The 16,915-nt window shown below is 44.9% G+C and carries 17 protein-coding genes; 10 read left to right on the top strand and 7 right to left on the bottom strand.

What is annotated here, in order from left to right:
* Nucleotides 1-9: 9 nt before the first annotated feature.
* The 7 genes from gyrB to dnaA form a co-directional block, all read right to left on the bottom strand.
* Nucleotides 10-1,941, bottom strand: coding sequence for a DNA topoisomerase (ATP-hydrolyzing) subunit B (gyrB, locus tag N774_RS0110795; RefSeq protein WP_024861264.1), 1,932 nt, complete (start codon nucleotides 1,939-1,941; stop codon nucleotides 10-12).
* A 3-nt stretch (nucleotides 1,942-1,944) separates the two neighbouring features.
* The gene (locus tag N774_RS0110800; RefSeq protein ID WP_024861265.1) at nucleotides 1,945-2,466 is read right to left on the bottom strand and encodes a transposase; all 522 of its coding nucleotides are present in this window, start codon (nucleotides 2,464-2,466) and stop codon (nucleotides 1,945-1,947) included.
* A 1-nt stretch (nucleotide 2,467) separates the two neighbouring features.
* On the bottom strand, nucleotides 2,468-2,728 hold the full coding sequence (gene remB, locus N774_RS0110805; protein ID WP_024861266.1) for an extracellular matrix regulator RemB: 261 nt from the start codon (nucleotides 2,726-2,728) through the stop codon (nucleotides 2,468-2,470).
* Nucleotides 2,706-3,854 carry a DNA replication/repair protein RecF gene (gene recF / locus N774_RS0110810; RefSeq protein WP_024861267.1) on the bottom strand — a complete coding sequence of 383 codons (1,149 nt, stop codon included), beginning with the start codon at nucleotides 3,852-3,854 and terminating at the stop codon, nucleotides 2,706-2,708. Before recF ends, remB begins: the two co-directional genes overlap by 23 nt.
* Nucleotides 3,851-4,060, bottom strand: a complete 210-nt coding sequence (gene yaaA / locus N774_RS0110815; RefSeq protein ID WP_024861268.1) for a S4 domain-containing protein YaaA — start codon at nucleotides 4,058-4,060, stop codon at nucleotides 3,851-3,853. Before yaaA ends, recF begins: the two co-directional genes overlap by 4 nt.
* Nucleotides 4,061-4,083: 23 nt before the next feature.
* Nucleotides 4,084-5,190, bottom strand: a complete 1,107-nt coding sequence (gene dnaN, locus N774_RS0110820; protein WP_024861269.1) for a DNA polymerase III subunit beta — start codon at nucleotides 5,188-5,190, stop codon at nucleotides 4,084-4,086.
* Between the two features lie 479 nt (nucleotides 5,191-5,669).
* Nucleotides 5,670-7,040, bottom strand: a complete 1,371-nt coding sequence (gene dnaA / locus N774_RS0110825) for a chromosomal replication initiator protein DnaA (protein ID WP_024861270.1) — start codon at nucleotides 7,038-7,040, stop codon at nucleotides 5,670-5,672.
* 537 nt (nucleotides 7,041-7,577) lie between these two features.
* Between dnaA and rpmH the strand changes: the two genes are divergently transcribed.
* The 10 genes from rpmH to N774_RS0110875 all read left to right on the top strand — a co-directional run bounded on the left by rpmH (nucleotide 7,578) and on the right by N774_RS0110875 (nucleotide 16,911).
* Nucleotides 7,578-7,712, top strand: coding sequence for a 50S ribosomal protein L34 (gene rpmH, locus N774_RS0110830; RefSeq protein ID WP_009986162.1), 135 nt, complete (start codon nucleotides 7,578-7,580; stop codon nucleotides 7,710-7,712).
* 67 nt (nucleotides 7,713-7,779) lie between these two features.
* Complete coding sequence (gene rnpA, locus N774_RS0110835) at nucleotides 7,780-8,148, top strand: ribonuclease P protein component (RefSeq protein ID WP_024861271.1); 369 nt, start codon at nucleotides 7,780-7,782, stop codon at nucleotides 8,146-8,148.
* Nucleotides 8,145-8,423 (top strand): membrane protein insertion efficiency factor YidD, encoded by a 279-nt coding sequence (gene yidD, locus N774_RS0110840; protein ID WP_024861272.1) that lies wholly within the window; start codon nucleotides 8,145-8,147, stop codon nucleotides 8,421-8,423. Before rnpA ends, yidD begins: the two co-directional genes overlap by 4 nt.
* A gap of 20 nt (nucleotides 8,424-8,443) precedes the next feature.
* Nucleotides 8,444-9,562 (top strand): YidC/Oxa1 family membrane protein insertase, encoded by a 1,119-nt coding sequence (locus N774_RS0110845; RefSeq protein WP_024861273.1) that lies wholly within the window; start codon nucleotides 8,444-8,446, stop codon nucleotides 9,560-9,562.
* A gap of 21 nt (nucleotides 9,563-9,583) precedes the next feature.
* The gene (gene jag, locus N774_RS0110850; protein ID WP_024861274.1) at nucleotides 9,584-10,657 is read left to right on the top strand and encodes an RNA-binding cell elongation regulator Jag/EloR; all 1,074 of its coding nucleotides are present in this window, start codon (nucleotides 9,584-9,586) and stop codon (nucleotides 10,655-10,657) included.
* Nucleotides 10,658-11,020: 363 nt separating this feature from the next.
* Entirely contained in the window at nucleotides 11,021-12,382 is a 1,362-nt protein-coding gene (gene mnmE, locus N774_RS0110855; protein WP_024861275.1) for a tRNA uridine-5-carboxymethylaminomethyl(34) synthesis GTPase MnmE, read from the top strand.
* 34 nt (nucleotides 12,383-12,416) lie between these two features.
* On the top strand, nucleotides 12,417-14,306 hold the full coding sequence (mnmG, locus tag N774_RS0110860; RefSeq protein ID WP_024861276.1) for a tRNA uridine-5-carboxymethylaminomethyl(34) synthesis enzyme MnmG: 1,890 nt from the start codon (nucleotides 12,417-12,419) through the stop codon (nucleotides 14,304-14,306).
* Complete coding sequence (gene rsmG / locus N774_RS0110865; RefSeq protein WP_080770479.1) at nucleotides 14,278-15,000, top strand: 16S rRNA (guanine(527)-N(7))-methyltransferase RsmG; 723 nt, start codon at nucleotides 14,278-14,280, stop codon at nucleotides 14,998-15,000. Before mnmG ends, rsmG begins: the two co-directional genes overlap by 29 nt.
* Nucleotides 15,001-15,118: 118 nt before the next feature.
* A complete protein-coding gene (locus N774_RS0110870) occupies nucleotides 15,119-15,931 on the top strand; it encodes a ParB/RepB/Spo0J family partition protein (RefSeq protein ID WP_024861278.1) in 813 nt (270 codons plus the stop codon).
* Between the two features lie 152 nt (nucleotides 15,932-16,083).
* Nucleotides 16,084-16,911: a ParA family protein gene (locus N774_RS0110875; protein WP_024861279.1), complete on the top strand. Its 828-nt coding sequence runs from the start codon at nucleotides 16,084-16,086 to the stop codon at nucleotides 16,909-16,911.
* Nucleotides 16,912-16,915: the final 4 nt, after the last annotated feature.

Raw genomic sequence — 16,915 nt, forward strand, 5'->3', positions numbered from 1 at the left:
GCACTCCCGTCAGATATCAAGATCCTGTGCGAATTTAGCGTTTTTCTCGATGAAATTGCGTCGGGGCTCTACCTTGTCGCCCATGAGTATGCTGAATGTCTCGTCAGCCTTGAGAGCGTCCTCCATGCCTATCCTTACGATAGTACGGTGCTCGGGATCCATAGTTGTCTCCCAGAGCTGTTCGGGGTCCATTTCACCAAGACCTTTGTAACGCTGTACAGCAACGTCATTATACTTTCCGTCCTCAGAGAGCTCATCGATGAATTTTTCTTTCTCCTCATCGGAAAATGCGTAGCGTACATTTTTCTTGCGCTCCACCTTGAAAAGCGGAGGCTGTGCGATATAAACGTTTCCGTTGGTGATGAGTGGTCTCATGTAACGGAAGAAGAAAGTGAGCAGAAGTGTTCTGATGTGCATACCGTCAACATCGGCATCTGCCATGATGATGACCTTGCCGTAGCGGAGCTTCTCGATGTCGAAGTCCTCGCCTATGCCCGTACCCAGAGCGGTAACAACGGGCTCCAGCTTATCATTGCCGTAAATACGGTCGATACGAGCCTTTTCAACGTTGAGCATCTTGCCCCAGAGAGGAAGTATAGCCTGATAACGTCTGTCACGTCCCTGCTTTGCACTGCCGCCCGCAGAATCTCCCTCGACGATGTACACTTCTGTATATCTTGCATCGCGCTCTGAGCAGTCAGCAAGCTTTTCGGGCATTGAGCTGTTGCCGAAAGCGTTCTTTTTACGCTCATTTTCACGGGCACGCTTTGCAGCTTCACGGGCTTTGAGAGCCGATAAGCTCTTTTCAAAGATAAGGTTTGCGGTCTCGGGATTTTCTTCCAGGAAGTTCATCAGCTTTTCCTGGACCATTTTCTCGATGAACGGACGAACCTCGGGATTTCCCAGACGTCCCTTTGTCTGTCCCTCAAACTCGCACTCTGTGAGCTTTACGGAGATGATAGCGGTAAGTCCCTCGCGGACGTCCTCGCCTTTCAGCTTATCCTTGGGGTCCTTTATCTTGCCCATTTTCATGCCGTAGTCGTTTATGACCTTGGTGAGGGCATTCTTGAAGCCTGTCTCGTGAGAACCGCCGTCTTTTGTGTGGATATTATTTGCAAACGAGAGGATTACCTCGTTGTAGCTGTCGTTGTACTGGAGAGCTATCTCAGCGAATGAGTCGCCCTGAGTTCCCGAAAAATAAATAACATTATTGCTGAGGGATTCAAGTCCTCTTGTAGCGTGGATATGCTCTACGAACTGGCGGATACCGCCCTCATAGTGGAGAGTTTCCGACTGGATATTCTCGCTGTCGCGCTTATCCGAGAAGATTATCTTTATGCCTGCGTTGAGGAAAGCCTGCTCGCGGAGACGCTTCAGAAGCACCTCATAATCGTAGACTGTGCTCTCGAATATCTCGCCGTCAGCCTTGAACATTACGGAGGTACCTGTTTCCTTGGTATCTCCGATTATTTTCAGCTCCTCGTCGTAATGACCGCGCTTGAACTTCTGGAAGTAAACGTGCTCGCCGTCCTTTACAGTGAGCTCCAGCCATTCCGAAAGAGCGTTAACAACGGAAGCACCAACGCCGTGGAGACCGCCTGATACCTTGTATCCGCCGCCGCCGAACTTACCGCCTGCGTGGAGTATGGTATAAACGACTGTAGCTGCGGAGATACCCTCCTTGGGGTGGATACCTACGGGGATACCTCGGCCGTTATCGGAAACGCGGATAATATCGCCTTCGAGTATCTCAACAGTTATCTCGGTACAATATCCTGCAAGAGCTTCGTCAATAGAGTTGTCCACGATCTCGTAAACGAGATGGTGAAGTCCTCCGGGACCTGTAGAGCCGATGTACATACCGGGTCTTTTGCGGACCGCTTCAAGTCCCTCTAAGACTTGTATGTCGTTTTCATCGTAGTTATTGTTCTGCTGACTCATGATTTACCTCCAATAATTTTGGTTGTATATGTCATTTACCCAATTTGTAGGGTTATTGTCGATATAGGAACAAATTTCAAGGAATTCCGTTTCATTGCGGATAATGTGGTCGTGAAAGGATTTTTGCCATAAAGATATTCCAGTTTCTTTTGAAACAAATCTTTTTAACGAACCGATAATCGTTGAAACTGTAGGGGCGGATATCATCCGCCCGCCGTCTGCGGACAAAATATCATTCATTACAGAAATTATCAAATGAACATGATCTGGCATAATGCAATATTTAACAACAGAAATGTTTTCATAATGATTTTTAATATCATTGATTGAATAATCCAATATTTTCCCTATTTTCGTAAGGTTTATTATCGGGCGGATAATATCCGCCCCTACAAACGCAGGATCCTCTGTTATCTCAGAAAAATAATGTATTCTGTCCTTGGCACATACGGTTATAAAATATAATCCGTTTGATGAATAATCATAATTCGCCAATCTTATATATTTTCTCGTCTGTCTTTCCATATCAGAATCCGCCGCCGCTTTGGAGACGTTTCCTCAATGTGGCTGCCGACAGCTGTGAGATATACACTCGCTCTTTGCCGTTTTTCACGGTGACTATGAAGCTCTTTGGCATATCATAGGTGGTATACACGCAGTGATGCTCCTTTTCGGCACGTTCAAGAAGCTTCTTGGTACACTTTTCAACAGTTGTGTTCTCAATGTCGAAAATTCCCACAATATCTCTTACATCTACGGAGTAGTTATTCCCTATGTGAAGATACATTTTCTTCCTCCTCCGCTGCGCTGCCGCCGCTTATCCGCAGCACCTTGCCCTTTATTTCGGGCAGGAGCGCACTTTCATTGGGAGTCGTTATAAATACCTGCATGTCCTTGATTATATCAAAGACGAACCGCTGACGGCTCTCGTCAAGCTCTCCCATAACATCGTCAAGGAATATAACGGGAGCGTCCTTGGACTTCTGCATGAATATCTCAGCCTGTGCCAGCTTCATGACAAGAGCTGCGCTCTTTATCTGTCCCTGAGAGCCGTAATCCTTGGCACTGACGCCGTTTATCTTTATGAGTATCTCGTCACGGTTGACGCCTGCATGGGTGCTTCCCGTTCTGATGTCGTAATCTGCTGTTTCAGAGAGCTTTCTGTAATACTGCTCGTAAGCCTCGTCGCCGCAGGGCTTTTCAAAGTCCTCGGGACGGTAAACATTGGACTTGTATTCCAGTTCAAGCTCCTCGGCTCCGCCCGAAATGGTGCGGTAAAGTCTGCCGCAGATAGCGTTGAACTTCTGTATATACTCATGGCGCATATAGGAGATAACAGCTCCCTCACGGGAAGCCTGCCTGTCCCATATCTCAAGTATGCCGCGGTCGGTGCTTCCCTGCATTATGCCTTTGAGCAGGGCATTTCGCTGATTCATCACGGCGTTGTTTTTATTGATATGCATCACAAAGACGGGATTCAGCTGTGAAGCAGCCATATCCACGAAATTACGCCTTTTTTCGGGAGAACCCTTTATTATGTCAACGTCGTCGGGTATAAAAGCAATGCACTTGAAAACATCAAAAAGCGCTCTCGTGCCCTTCTGTTTTACGCCGTTTAGGGTTATCTCCTTGGGATTTGCCGCACTTCTGGTCATTTCAAAGGTTATCTTCTGCTCGCGGACGCTGTCAAGGATCTTTATCTTTGAACTCATACGATTGCCGCTGAGACATATATAGTCCTTTTCCTTTGAGCCGCGGAAGCTCTTGCAGCCCGAAAGTATCCACATTGCTTCAAGGAGATTGGTCTTTCCCTGAGCATTTGGACCAACGATGATATTGTATTTTGGATCGGGAGCAAAAGAAATGCCGCTGAGATTCTTGAAGCCGTCAATGTCTGCGTAGGTGATTATCACTCTACGATTACCTCTTGACCGTCAAGCTCCACCTTGTCGCCGGGACGTATCTTTTTGCCCCTCATGGTGCAGACCTCGCCGTTCACAAGGACAGCTCCGTCCTGTATGAGCTGCTTTGCCTCTCCGCCTGTACCGACGAGAGAAGCGAATTTCAGCAGTGCGTCAAGCTTGATGAATTCTGTAGATATCTTTATCTTTTCAGCCATGACTACCAGCCTTTCGATATCAATTAGTTTTTGAGCTGAATGGGCATTACAAGGAATATAAAGCTCTCGCCGTCAAGAGGAAGTATCTCGATGACCTTCATAGCGCCGTTGAAGCGTATTCTCACCTTGTCTCCCTCGGCAGCACGGATCGCCTCGAGAATGAGCTTGTTATTGAAGCCGATAGTAACGGTCTCTCCCGAAATATCGGCGGAAATTGCGTCGTTTATCTTACCGATGCCCGTTTTGCAGCTCACCTTTACTACACCGTTGCCTATCTCGCAGCGGATAGGAGACTTGTTCTTGTCGTCGATAAGGAGGGAGCAGCGCTCCAGACAGGTGGAGAAGTCTCTCTTGCTGATAATGACCTCTGTCTTGCAGCCGCTGGGTATGCTCATCTTGTAGTTATGGAAAACGCCCTCGAGAAGTCTTGATATTACGAAAACATTGCCTATCTCGAAAATGATGTGGCGGTCATTGGTGCATACAGTACAAAGCTTCTCGTCGTCATCGTCCTTGATAAGGGTGGAAACTTCGAGAAGAGCTTTCTTCGGCACTACAAAGTGGTACTTCTCGGTGCAGTCAGTCATTTCCTGTCTGATAGCAAGTCTGAAGCCGTCTATAGCAACCATATTGAAGCTGCCGTCCTCGATATCGAAAAGCTCACCTGTGAGTACGGGCTTGCTCTCGTTGAGGGAAGCAGCGTAGCTTGTCATATTTATCATGGATTTAAGGGTGCTCTGCTTTACGGAAAAGCTCCTTGCAGAGTCTACCTTCGGGAGCTCCGGATACTCGCTTGCCGACATTGCAGGGAAGCTGCACTCGGTAGCGCTGCATGAAATGCTTATAACCAGGTTGTCGTCGATGTCAAAGGTTATCTCGTCTCCTGACATACGTCTTGTGAACTCGCTGAAAAGTCTTGCACTTACAACGAATTCGCCCTCTCCCTCAGTATTTGCATTGATAGAAGTGCGTATGCCCATTTCAAGATTATAAGCAGTGAGCTCAACGCTTCCTGCTGAGATACGCACCTTAATTCCCTCAAGAGCAGGGATAGTGGACTTCTGTGATACAGCTCGTGAGACATTGCCTATAGCCTCGCTGATCTCGTTTTTATCGCAGATGAATTTCATTATGATATGCCTCCGTGAAAATTCTCAGCTAAGAAATGATAAGCTAAGATAAGATAAGAATAAATATATATTGTTGTTGTTATTGTGTCGGTTGAAAAGTTGGGATCCTTATTTTTTGAAGATATACGCCGAAAAGCTCGTCCACACAGCGGTGTTGTGAAATTTTTGAAATTGGGGAAAGTATTTCTGACAGGGCGGATCATGTGTTAAAACAGTTGAGCTTTGTGGAGTTGAAATGGAAAAATAGTTGAGAAAAAGGTGGAAAGACGAAATATATAATTTTTTCTTAGGTCTTTTTGCACACTGATGTTGAGTGTTGAATGTTCTCTGTGTTGAAATAATATCCGACCGGATTTATATACATGATCCGAAACACTTTTCGGCAAGGGAAATATATGAGGTTATACTTTTAAAACCATTTTCAACACGATGTTGAAAAGTCTGTTGAAATAACATTTTCAACATTTTTAAACGTTGACTCAGACCTTGCTCTTGTCCTTGATGTTCTTGATGATGTCGTTTACAAGGTTCTTTAAATTTGAATCCTTTTCCATGGACTCTGTAACGCTTGTTACCGAATATACGATAGTTGAATGGTCTCTGCCGCCGAACTCAGTACCAATGGAAGCAAGGGGCATCTGAGTGATCTCGCGGACTACATATATAGCTACCTTGCGGGCTGTTGATATCTGCGACGAACGCTTGCTTGAACGGAGATCGTCGGGAGATACGCCGTATACTGTGGATACCTCTGAGATGATCTTCTCAACGGTTATCGGGATAGGCTGCTCGTCAGCGAGAACGTCACGCATAACGCTCTGAGCCATTGATATAGTGATTGGGCTGCCTGCGAAGTGATTGAGAGCTTTCAGGCGTACAACAGCGCCCTCAAGCTGTCTGATGTTTGATTTAAGGCGGTTAGCCATGAATTCAGCTACCTCGCTTGGCATTTTGAGCTCTAAGAGCTCGGACTTTCTGTTGATGATAGCAAGTCTGGTCTCGTAGTCAGGCGCGGATATATCAGCGATAAGACCGCCCTCGAAACGTGTGCGCAGACGCTCTTCAAGAGTGAGGAGCTCCTTCGGGGGCTTATCAGAGGTGATAACTATCTGCTTGCCCTCCTGGTGGAGCTTGTAGAAGGTGTGGAAGAACTCCTCCTGCATACGCTCTCTTCCCGAGAAGAACTGGATATCGTCTATGAGAAGGATATCCGCATTTCTGTACTTATCGTGAAAATCGGATATAGAGCTCTTGTTGAGAGCGCTTACAAGGTCGCTGCCGAAGGTCTCGCTGGTAACGTAAACGATGTTGAAGTCGGGGTGGTTCTTTCTTACCTCGTTGGCGATAGCTGTGATAAGGTGGGTCTTGCCCATTCCCGAAGGACCGTAGATAAACAGCGGATTGTAGTCGGGAACTGCCTTTGAGCCGCAGTTCTTTGCCACGGATTTACTGCATGCAAGTGCGAACTCGTTGGAGCGTCCCTCGATGAATGTATCAAAGGTATAGTCATAATTTGCAAATTTGTATGACTGTTCAAGCTCTGCGTGCTTCTGCTCAAGCTCTGCGTCTGTGGGCACCTTTATCTTTTCGGGCTCGTCTGATTCAACATTGATAACGATATTTACAGGGAGTCCGATAACGTTGAGAAATGCTTCCTTCAGTGTAGCCTCGTATGTAGTCATAACTATATTCTTCTGGAATTCGGTCTGGACGCTGAAAACAGCCTCAGTGCCGTTGAAATTGAGGGGAACAAGTGGGTTGATCCATGTTTTTATTGCTATTTCAGGTATTTTTCCGTTTTCGAGACAGTAGCTCTTGACTTTCTCAAAAACCTCGTCAAATGAATTCATAGAAACCTCCGTATTTTTGTTGGAGAAAAAATAACAATACTCTCCTATATTAATATATAAGATCATTATATCATAAACATTGTTGAAATGCAAGTAAAATTCATGTTAAACAGGTAGAAAATGACCGGTCTTTCCACACACAAATTGACAGATTGTTGAAAACTGTGTTGAATGATATTCAAATCAGCCCTCAAACCCTCTGTTTTGCGGGTGTGAAATTGTTGAAAGTGGAAAGTGAATAATTTTTTGACCCTTAATTTTTAAAAATGCTGATTTATTTTGTGAGATTTAGCCTGTAAAGCTGAAATCGGACAATGTGTTGAAATTTCTCCCATGGTCGTTTAAGATATATTGGTAAAAAAAACTGAAAATGTATGAGTATATAAAAAAATTTCGGGATTTGCTTGACACGGGAGACTTTTTAATATATAATGATTTAGTGTAATGCAGGGCGAAGTGTCTCTGCACGCAAATCACGTTTGTCAGAGCGGTTTATACGGCTCTTGTATAACAATTCGAGAGAGGAGGACACTGAATATGAAAAGAACATATCAGCCTAAGAAGCTCCACAGAAAGAAGGAGCACGGCTTCATGAAGAGAATGGCTACTAAGAACGGCAGAAAGGTTTTAGCTCGTAGAAGATCTAAGGGCAGAGCAAGATTAACTCACTGACGAGGCTGACCACAAAATCTTTATTTTGTGGTCTTTTTTGTTAGGACGGCTATATGCAGGTGCAATTATGCTTTATACGGAAATATTGAACGATAATAAGGACTTCCTCGCCCTCTATAAAAAGGGCAGGTATGCCGCTTCAAAATACTCGGTCATATATGTAAGACCAAACGGAAAGCCCTTTAACCGCCTCGGTATAACCGCAGGAAAAAAAGTGGGCAATGCCGTCTGCCGCAACAGAGCAAAAAGACTTATCCGCCTTGCCTACAGGAACGCAGAGGTAGATCTTCCCGTGGGAATGGATATAGTCATAGTGGCAAGAACTGCTATATGCAGCATCAAATCAGATGAATACTGCGGCTATATGGACAAGTACGGAGTAAATGAGATCAATAAGATGTTCAGGAGCTTCGATAACAAGAATAAGCGTGTATGAAATATATTGTTCTGGGGCTGATAAAATTTTATCGGAAATTCATATCTCCCCTTTTTCCCCCTAAGTGTAAGTACTATCCTACTTGCAGCACTTATGCATTGAAAGCTGTTGAGCGCTTTGGTGCAGTAAGGGGCTCGGCTCTCGCCGTGTGGAGGATACTCCGCTGTAACCCATGGTCAATGGGCGGCATAGATCACGTCCCCGAAAAATTCACCTTCAGAGTAAAGAAGTACGATTACGTTGACCCTGATTATTCTGAAGATGATAACAATTAGAGATTTAAGAGGGATGAATATTGAACGCACTTTATGACATTATCGGTGTGCCTTTCGGCTATCTGATGAGACTTATTTACTCATTTTGCAATAACTATGCCGTAGCTATAATTGTTTTTACGGTAGTTACAAAGATATTGCTGCTGCCTGTCAACTATAAGACCCAGAAGGGCGCGGCAAGAATGCAGCTTCTCAACCCGAAGCTGGAAAAACTCAAGAAAAGTTTCGCCAATAACCCACAGAGATTACAGGAAGAACAGCAGAAGCTGTACCAGCAGGAGGGCGTGAACCCCATGGGCTCATGTCTGCCCGCATTTATCCAGATGTTCCTTCTCTTCGGCGTTATCGACGTTATTTATAAGCCTATAACCCATATCCTTGACATATCAAAAAGTGTCATCGAAGAAGCCTGCGGAATAGCAGGTGTTGATATCAAGAACCTCAGATGCGAGCTCATGACTATGGAGCACCTGAGAGACAACGGCGACAAGTATGCTTCTCTCGGCGAGAGCTTCTTCTCAAAGGTGAGCCAGTTCAATGAGAGATTCACACTCTTCGGCGCCAATCTTGGAAAAACACCTACTATCCATCCTGAATCATGGACTAAGGAGGCTGTGATCCTTGCAGCTATCCCTTTCCTTGCAGGTCTTTCACAGATGCTGGTATCGGTATACAGCCAGATACACCAGAAAAAGACTAATCCCACTATGCAGCAGGCAGGCGGCGGCTGTATGAATGTTATGATGTACGGTCTCCCCCTCCTTTCGATCTGGTTCGCATTTCAGGTGCCCGCAGGTGTCGGCTTCTACTGGATATGGTCATCAATTTTCTCATTCATAATAACCTATGCGCTTAACTGCTACTTTACTCCCGAGCGCATCAAGGAGATAAATGAGAAGGAAAAAGAAAAAGCAAGAATATACGCAGAAAAACATCCGAATAAGAAATCCTTCATGCAGAAAATGATGGAGCAGCAGGCTGCTCTCGATCAGCAGAACGGCGGTTCATCATCAGGTAAGGCTAACGGCGTTTCACGCTCAGAGCAGAACAAGCAGAACCGCGACAAGCTCAAGGAAGCAAGAAAGCGTATGGCTGAAAAATACGGAGATTCTTATGAGGAAAACGATGATGAGGACTAATTCCTCAGGGAGGTTATAAGCATGACTGAAATTTTCACAGCAAGATCTATTGACGAGGCTAAGGAACTCGCAGCAAAAAAATTCGGAAAAAGTATCAGTGAGATCAAATTCGAGATCCTCGACGAGGGCAAAAAGGGTCTTTTCGGACTGGGCTCTAAGGAAGCCAAGGTAAAGGCTACAGTTATTGAGAGCGCTCCTCAGGCAGCTCCTGTGGAAGCTCCGAAAGCTCCTGTAACAACTGCTCCCGCACCAAAGGCTGAAGAGCCTGCAACAAAGACTGTTGCCGAGCCAAAGCCTGTTGTAACTACTGAGACAAAGGCAGCTGAAACAAAGACTGAGACTGCTGCTGCAGAAGCAGCTGAGAACCCTGCTGAGAATATGGACGACGAAGAGGCTTACTCACTTGATAACTTCACACTTATCGAGGACGAGGCTCTCATCAATCCAAAGGTAAAGCTTGCTAAGGACTACATCACAAGCATTCTCAGAGCTATGGACGTTGACGTTGAGTTTCAGGTTTACCAGAACGAAACAGGCGCTGTGATCAATATCGAGAGCAACAACAACGGTACTATCATCGGCAGACGCGGCGAGACTCTCGACGCTATCCAGTACCTCTGCTCTATCATCGCTAACAAGGGCGATAAGGACTACTACAGGATCACTATCGACTGCCTCGGCTACAGAAGCAAGAGAAAGGAAACTCTTGAGCAGCTGGCAGCAAAGGTTGCAAAATCTGTTATCAGAACAGGCCGTTCACAGCCCCTTGAGCCAATGAATCCCTATGAGAGAAGAGTTATCCACTCTGCTATCTCAAATATAGAGGGAGTTTCCTCACGTTCAGTCGGCGAGGAGCCTTACAGAAAGATAATCATTTCTTCCACTAACCCAAGAAGAAGCGGCGGAAGACGTGACAATCGCCGTGACGGCGGCAGAAGAAACGACAGACGCGGCGGAGAAAGAAGAAACCGCGACAGAGAGGTAAACATGGAGCGCAGAAGCGTTGACCTCTCAACAAGCTTTGAAAAGGACTATAAGAGACCAAAGCCCGAGGACGAGATACAGGGCGGTCTCTACGGTAAGATAGAGCTTTAATAGAATATCAAAACAATGGTATTATGTCGTTGTTAGAGACTGTCAAAAAACCTAAGTTTTATTAAGGGACGCCTTATCTTACAAGGCGTCCCCTCTTAAAAAACAGTCCACTGGACTGTTTTTTAATTCACCCCTTGCGAGGCGCTTTGTAACTGCGGGGCTTTGCCCCACACCCACAAGGGCTGTCCCCCTAATCGGGTCCGTCCCCTCTGTCGCGTTGCGACATCTCCCCACCCTGTGGGGAGTCACCCTTGACCTGACCAAAGGAACACAGTCCCTTTGAAATCCCATTATTAGTTAAACCAGATTTTTGACAAATTGAGACAACGGCGTTATGCCGTTGTTTTTTTAGGAAGTGATAAAATGTCAACTATAGCTGCTGTTTCAACTCCCAACGCTGTGGGCGGAATAGCTGTTATACGCATTTCGGGCGAGGACGCCATAAAGGTGGCGGAGAAGATATTCTCCCCTTACGGCGATAAAAAGGTATCGGACATGGCAGGCTACACCTGCGCTTATGGTATAGCTCACGACGGTGATGAGAGACTTGACGACTGTATCCTCACCGTGTTCCGCGCTCCTCACAGCTACACAGGTGAGGATATTGCGGAGCTCTCCTGCCACGGCGGTCTCTACGTAACGAAAAGAGTTCTTCGCGCGGCACTGGCTAACGGAGCTGTCAATGCGGAGGCGGGAGAGTTCACCAAGAGGGCTTACCTCAACGGAAAGCTTGACCTGATGAAAGCCGAAGCGGTCATGGATATTATTTCCGCCAAGGGCGAGCGCGAGATGAAAATGGCGGAGAATCTCCGCGAGGGAGCTGCCTATAAAAAGGCAAAGAAATGCTCTGACAAGCTTATGAAGATACTGGGGGACCTTGCGGCATGGGCTGATTATCCCGAGGAGGATATTCCCGAAGTCCGCCCCGAGGTTCTGTCTGAGGAGTTGAAAGCTGTACGTGATGAGCTCTGCTCACTGGTAAAGAATTACGACAGCGGCAGGATACTCCGCGAGGGAGTTGCAACTGCAATAATCGGACGTCCAAATGTAGGTAAGTCCACACTGTTCAACTGCCTAAGCGGCTGCGAGAGAAGCATAGTTACGGAAATTGCAGGCACGACCCGCGACATAATCGAGGAGTCTGTCCGCATCGGTGACATTACCCTGAGGCTTTCCGACACGGCAGGTATCCATGAAACGGACGATGTCATCGAAGGTATCGGAGTTGATATGGCTGAAAAAATGATTGCTTCCTCTGAACTGGTCATTGCGGTTTTTGACGGAAGTTGTCCGCTCACCGAGGACGATTTATATTTAATTAATAAAATTAATATTAATAACACCATTGCTGTGATCAATAAAAATGACGTTGAACAAGTCCTTGACACTTCCCTGCTAAAAGGTAAAATTCGACATATTGTATATTTATCAGCCAAGGAAAGTACAGGTGTGGATGAACTTCATGACTGTATTGAAAAGATATTTAAGCTGAATGAAGCTGATTTTGGTACGGCAACTGCCGCAAACGAACGCCAGAAAAAATGTATCGACAGTGCTCTTGAAGGTATTGAAAGTGCTATTTTATCACTTGAAATCGGTGAAATGCTGGACGCTGTGAATATTCTTCTTGATGAAGCTGAGCAGTCGCTCTTGCAGCTCACAGGTGAAAAAGTTACAGATGCTGTCGTTGATGAAGTGTTTTCACGCTTCTGTGTTGGAAAGTGAAATGTTTCATGTGAAACAATAAGGAGGGAGAAAATTGACATATAAAATGGGTGAATTTGACGTGGCGGTTGTTGGTGCAGGTCACGCCGGAGTTGAAGCCGCCCTTGCCTCTGCAAGGCTTGGCTGCAAGACTGTCATGTTTACAATTTCGCTTGACCAGATCGCAAACATGCCCTGCAACCCGTCGATAGGCGGAACTGCAAAGGGGCATTTGGTGCGTGAAATAGACGCTTTAGGCGGAGAAATGGGCAAAGCTGCGGATAAGTGTTTCATTCAGAGCCGTATGCTCAACCGTGGAAAGGGTCCCGCAGTTCACAGCCTGAGAGCTCAGGAAGACCGCATTAAGTATCACGAATACATGAAAAATGTCTGCGAAAACCAGAAAAATCTTTATGTAAAGCAGGCAGAAATTGCAGAAATTATAACCGAGAATAATAAGATAATAGGCGTAAGAACTTCTCTTGGAGCTGAGTATGCCGTGAAAGCTGTCATAATTGCAACGGGAACTTATTTAAAAGGCAAGATACATATTGGTGAAGTTTCCTATGAAAGTGGTCCGGATTCGGCTCTGCCGAGTAAATTCCTATCAAAAAGCCTTGCTGAAAATGGAGTTGAACTCCGTAGATTCAAGACAGGCACCCCCTGCCGTGTAAACAAAAGAAGTATTAATTTTGATATAATGGAAAGACAGGACGGTGACGAAAAAATCGTTCCGTTCTCATTTGAAACGGAAATTGACGGACTCGAAAACAAAGTAAGCTGTTACATTACATATACCAACAGTAAAACTCATGAAGTGATACTTTCAAACCTTGACAGATCACCTTTATACTCGGGCAGAATAGAGGGAGTGGGTCCAAGATACTGTCCGTCTATTGAGGACAAGATTGTCAGATTTTCAGATAAACCACGACATCAGCTTTTTGTAGAGCCCATGGGAATGAGCACAGAAGAGTACTATTTGCAGGGAATGTCTTCGTCATTGCCGGAGGATGTACAGCTTGCGTTCCTGAGAACAATAGATGGACTGGAGGACGTAGAGATCATGCGTCCTGCATATGCAATAGAATACGACTGCTGTAACCCGAATCAGCTCCTCCCTACCCTTGAATTCAAGAATTTACAGGGTTTGTACGGTGCGGGTCAGTTCAACGGCAGCTCGGGATACGAAGAAGCAGCTGCACAGGGCATTGTTGCGGGCATCAATGCAGCGCTTAAAATAAAGGAAAAGGATCCCATGATCCTTGACAGGGCAAGTTCATATATTGGAACCTTGGTCGATGACCTTGTGACAAAGGGCTGTGCAGATCCGTACAGAATGATGACCTCAAGAAGTGAGTACAGACTTATACTTCGTCAGGATAATGCCGACCAGCGATTGACTCCCATTGGCTATAAATTGGGACTTATTTCACATGAGCGCTATGAAAGGCTGCTTGAAAAGGAGCGTCTTACTGCTTCAGAGATCGAGCGTTTATCAAAACTAAATGTATCTCCAACCGATGCACTGAATGATTTTCTTATTGAAAAAGGTACTTCTCCCCTGAGTACCGGCTGTAAAATGACTGACCTTATTCGCCGTCCACAGATTAATTATAACGATCTTGCGGAATTTGACAGTGAACGTCCCAACCTTGACTGGGAAGTTTGTGAGCAGGTGGAGCTTCAAATAAAATATGAAGGCTATATCCAAAAGCAGCTTGCACAGATCGAACAGATGCGAAAAATGGAGTCAAAGAAGCTTCCTCAGGACCTGGATTACAGCCTTATTTACGGACTTCGCCTTGAAGCTGTAGAAAAGCTCAATAAAATAAAGCCACTTTCAATAGGACAGGCATCAAGAATTTCCGGAGTCTCCCCTGCTGATATTTCTATGCTTGCCGTATGGCTGATGCATGAGAAAGGAGAAAAAGATGCTCCCTGATTTTGAACAATCTTGCAGTTATTTTTCACAGTGTGGTATTGAACTTTCATATGAAGCGTATGAGAAATTCGATATTTATGCTCAGTTTCTTGTTGAGTACAATGAAAAGGTGAATCTGACTGCAATAACCGAGCCGACACAGATTCTCTGCAAGCATTTTATTGACTCGGCTTGTTTGTTAAAATATGCCGATATAAAGCCTGATTCTTCGCTTATTGATGTCGGGACAGGTGCCGGTTTTCCTTCTGTTCCGCTGAAAATTCTTCGTCCTGACCTGAAAATAACTCTTCTGGACAGCCTGAATAAACGTATCGACTTTTTGAAACAGCTGTGTGATAAGCTTGAAATTGACGCTGAATTCATACACGGCAGGGCTGAGGACTTCTCAAAAATGCCTGAATATAGGGAGATGTACGACATTTCTTGTGCGCGTGCAGTTGCAAGCCTCAGTACTCTCAGTGAGCTTTGTATTCCTTTTGTCAAGGTCGGTGGACAGTTTATTTCAATGAAAGGCCCCACGGAAGATGTTTCACGTGGAACAAATGCTATAGAAATTCTTGGCGGAAAGATCGAAGAAATTACTGATTACAGTCTTTTTGACGAGCAAAGAAAAATCGTGACAATAAGAAAAATATCGCAAACTCCGATAAAATATCCGAGAAATAGCGCTCAGATAAAGAAGAAAGAATTGTAATTAAAGATAATAATGTCATTTAAACCGCAGTCAACTCGAAAAACTGCGGTTTTTTTGTATAGAAACTATTTCCCGATAGTGCTATGATAAGTTCAGAAATATTTTCGGAGGTTTTATCATGGCAGGATTTTTAAATTTTACAAAGGAAAAGCTCATAAACAAGGTAGTCGAGATCAATATTGACGATATCTTACCCAATCCTTACCAGCCGCGGACAGATTTTACAGAGGACATCACTTCCCTTGCGGAGTCCATAGCGCAGAACGGAATTTTACAGCCTTTATCTGTACGAAAAAAGGGCAGCCAATATGAGCTCATTGCAGGTGAAAGACGGCTTAGAGCTGCAAAAATGTGTCAGTTTACGGTGGTTCCGTGTATTGTTCATGAGGTAAGTGACCGTCATTCGGCTGTTCTTGCCCTTGTAGAGAATATCCAGCGGCAGGACTTGTCATTCTTTGATGAGGCAGCTGCAATCGAAAAGCTTATTTCTCACTATGGAATGACTCAGGAGGACGCCGCAGCTAAGCTTGGACGAGCTCAGAGCACAATTGCAAACAAGCTTCGGCTGCTCAGGCTTACTGAAAAAGAGCGGGAGCTAATTATAAAGTATGGCCTTACGGAGCGTCATGCACGCGCTCTGCTTCGGCTTGGAAGCGCTGAGGACAGGCTGTTTATACTTAGCAAGGTCATAAAGAGTAATCTTAATGTGGAGCGTTCCGAGAAGCTTATAGATGAATTCATCGGAAGCCAGCGGGACAAGACAAGCTATAAAAAGCGTTCACTGGTATTTCAGAATGTCAAGATGTTCGTGAACACCATAAACAAGGCTGTGGAGACCATGCAGGCTGCCGGTATATCTGCTGACTCCCGTAAAATTCAGAATGAGGACTACATCGAGTACAGAGTCCGCATACCGATCCAGAAGAAATAAGTAATTTATTGTTTCACGTGAAACATATTTTGAAGCATATAAGCTTTAAATTGTTTCATGTGAAACATTTTTTTATAAAAATCTCTGTTTCATATTTACATTATAAGAAAAAAGTGATATAATATTAGAAGTAAATCTGAAAGGAAGATAGTATGGGCAAAATAATTGCTGTTGCTAACCAGAAGGGCGGCGTCGGAAAAACTACCACAGTTATAAACATAGCTGCTTATCTTGGTTCAAGAGACTTCAAAGTTCTCTGCGTGGACTCTGATCCGCAGGGTAATACTACTACAGGCTTCGGTATAAAGAAAAAGTCTGTCAGCGCCTCCACTTATGACGTTATCACAGGAAAAACGCGCATACAGGAAGCTATTATCCCGACGGAGTTCCAGAATGTATCCATACTGCCTGCTACAGAAGCTCTCGCAGGCTGTGAGATAGAGCTGGTCGAGTATGAGAACAGAATAAACAGGCTTAAAATGCAGATCCTTACCTGCAAGGACGATTATGACTATATCCTTATAGATTGTCCTCCTGCACTTGGTACACTGACTATCAACGGACTTGTTGCCTGCGACAGTATTATAGTACCTATGCTTGCAGAATTTTATGCCCTTGAAGGACTTTCTCAGCTTGTGAATACTATAAAAATAGTTAAAAATAATTATAATCCTGCTCTGGAAATCGAGGGAATCCTCTTTACAATGTTCGACGGAAGACTTAATGTTGCTAACGACGTTGTGGCTGAGGTTGAGAAATACTTTCCGAACAAGGTATTCAAGACAAAGGTTCCGCGTAATGTCCGTATTTCCGAGGCTCCCAGTCACGGCAAGCCTGTAATGTACTATGATAAAGCGTCAAAGGGCTCCGAGTCCTACGAGCTTGTCTGCCACGAAATATTAGGCGAACCGCTGGAACTTCCGAAAAAGAAGAAGATCTTCTCTTTCAAGAAAAACAGGAAAGGAAAACGTTCTAAGTAATGAA

Origin of the sequence: Ruminococcus flavefaciens AE3010 (assembly GCF_000526795.1) — a bacterium.
In the GTDB taxonomy this organism is placed as follows: domain Bacteria; phylum Bacillota; class Clostridia; order Oscillospirales; family Ruminococcaceae; genus Ruminococcus; species Ruminococcus flavefaciens_D.

Excerpts from the sequence above, each read along its gene's own strand:
- remB (WP_024861266.1), bottom strand. The coding sequence starts at position 2,728 with ATGTATCTTCACATAGGGAATAACTACTCCGTAGATGTAAGAGATATT.
- rnpA (WP_024861271.1), top strand. The coding sequence starts at position 7,780 with ATGCTTTATACGGAAATATTGAACGATAATAAGGACTTCCTCGCCCTC.
- N774_RS0110875 (WP_024861279.1), top strand. The coding sequence starts at position 16,084 with ATGGGCAAAATAATTGCTGTTGCTAACCAGAAGGGCGGCGTCGGAAAA.
- gyrB (WP_024861264.1), bottom strand. The coding sequence starts at position 1,941 with ATGAGTCAGCAGAACAATAACTACGATGAAAACGACATACAAGTCTTA.
- mnmE (WP_024861275.1), top strand. The coding sequence starts at position 11,021 with ATGTCAACTATAGCTGCTGTTTCAACTCCCAACGCTGTGGGCGGAATA.
- rsmG (WP_080770479.1), top strand. The coding sequence starts at position 14,278 with ATGAGAAAGGAGAAAAAGATGCTCCCTGATTTTGAACAATCTTGCAGT.
- yaaA (WP_024861268.1), bottom strand. The coding sequence starts at position 4,060 with ATGGCTGAAAAGATAAAGATATCTACAGAATTCATCAAGCTTGACGCA.
- N774_RS0110800 (WP_024861265.1), bottom strand. The coding sequence starts at position 2,466 with ATGGAAAGACAGACGAGAAAATATATAAGATTGGCGAATTATGATTAT.
- dnaN (WP_024861269.1), bottom strand. The coding sequence starts at position 5,190 with ATGAAATTCATCTGCGATAAAAACGAGATCAGCGAGGCTATAGGCAAT.
- N774_RS0110870 (WP_024861278.1), top strand. The coding sequence starts at position 15,119 with ATGGCAGGATTTTTAAATTTTACAAAGGAAAAGCTCATAAACAAGGTA.
- rpmH (WP_009986162.1), top strand. The coding sequence starts at position 7,578 with ATGAAAAGAACATATCAGCCTAAGAAGCTCCACAGAAAGAAGGAGCAC.
- jag (WP_024861274.1), top strand. The coding sequence starts at position 9,584 with ATGACTGAAATTTTCACAGCAAGATCTATTGACGAGGCTAAGGAACTC.
- yidD (WP_024861272.1), top strand. The coding sequence starts at position 8,145 with ATGAAATATATTGTTCTGGGGCTGATAAAATTTTATCGGAAATTCATA.
- dnaA (WP_024861270.1), bottom strand. The coding sequence starts at position 7,040 with ATGAATTCATTTGACGAGGTTTTTGAGAAAGTCAAGAGCTACTGTCTC.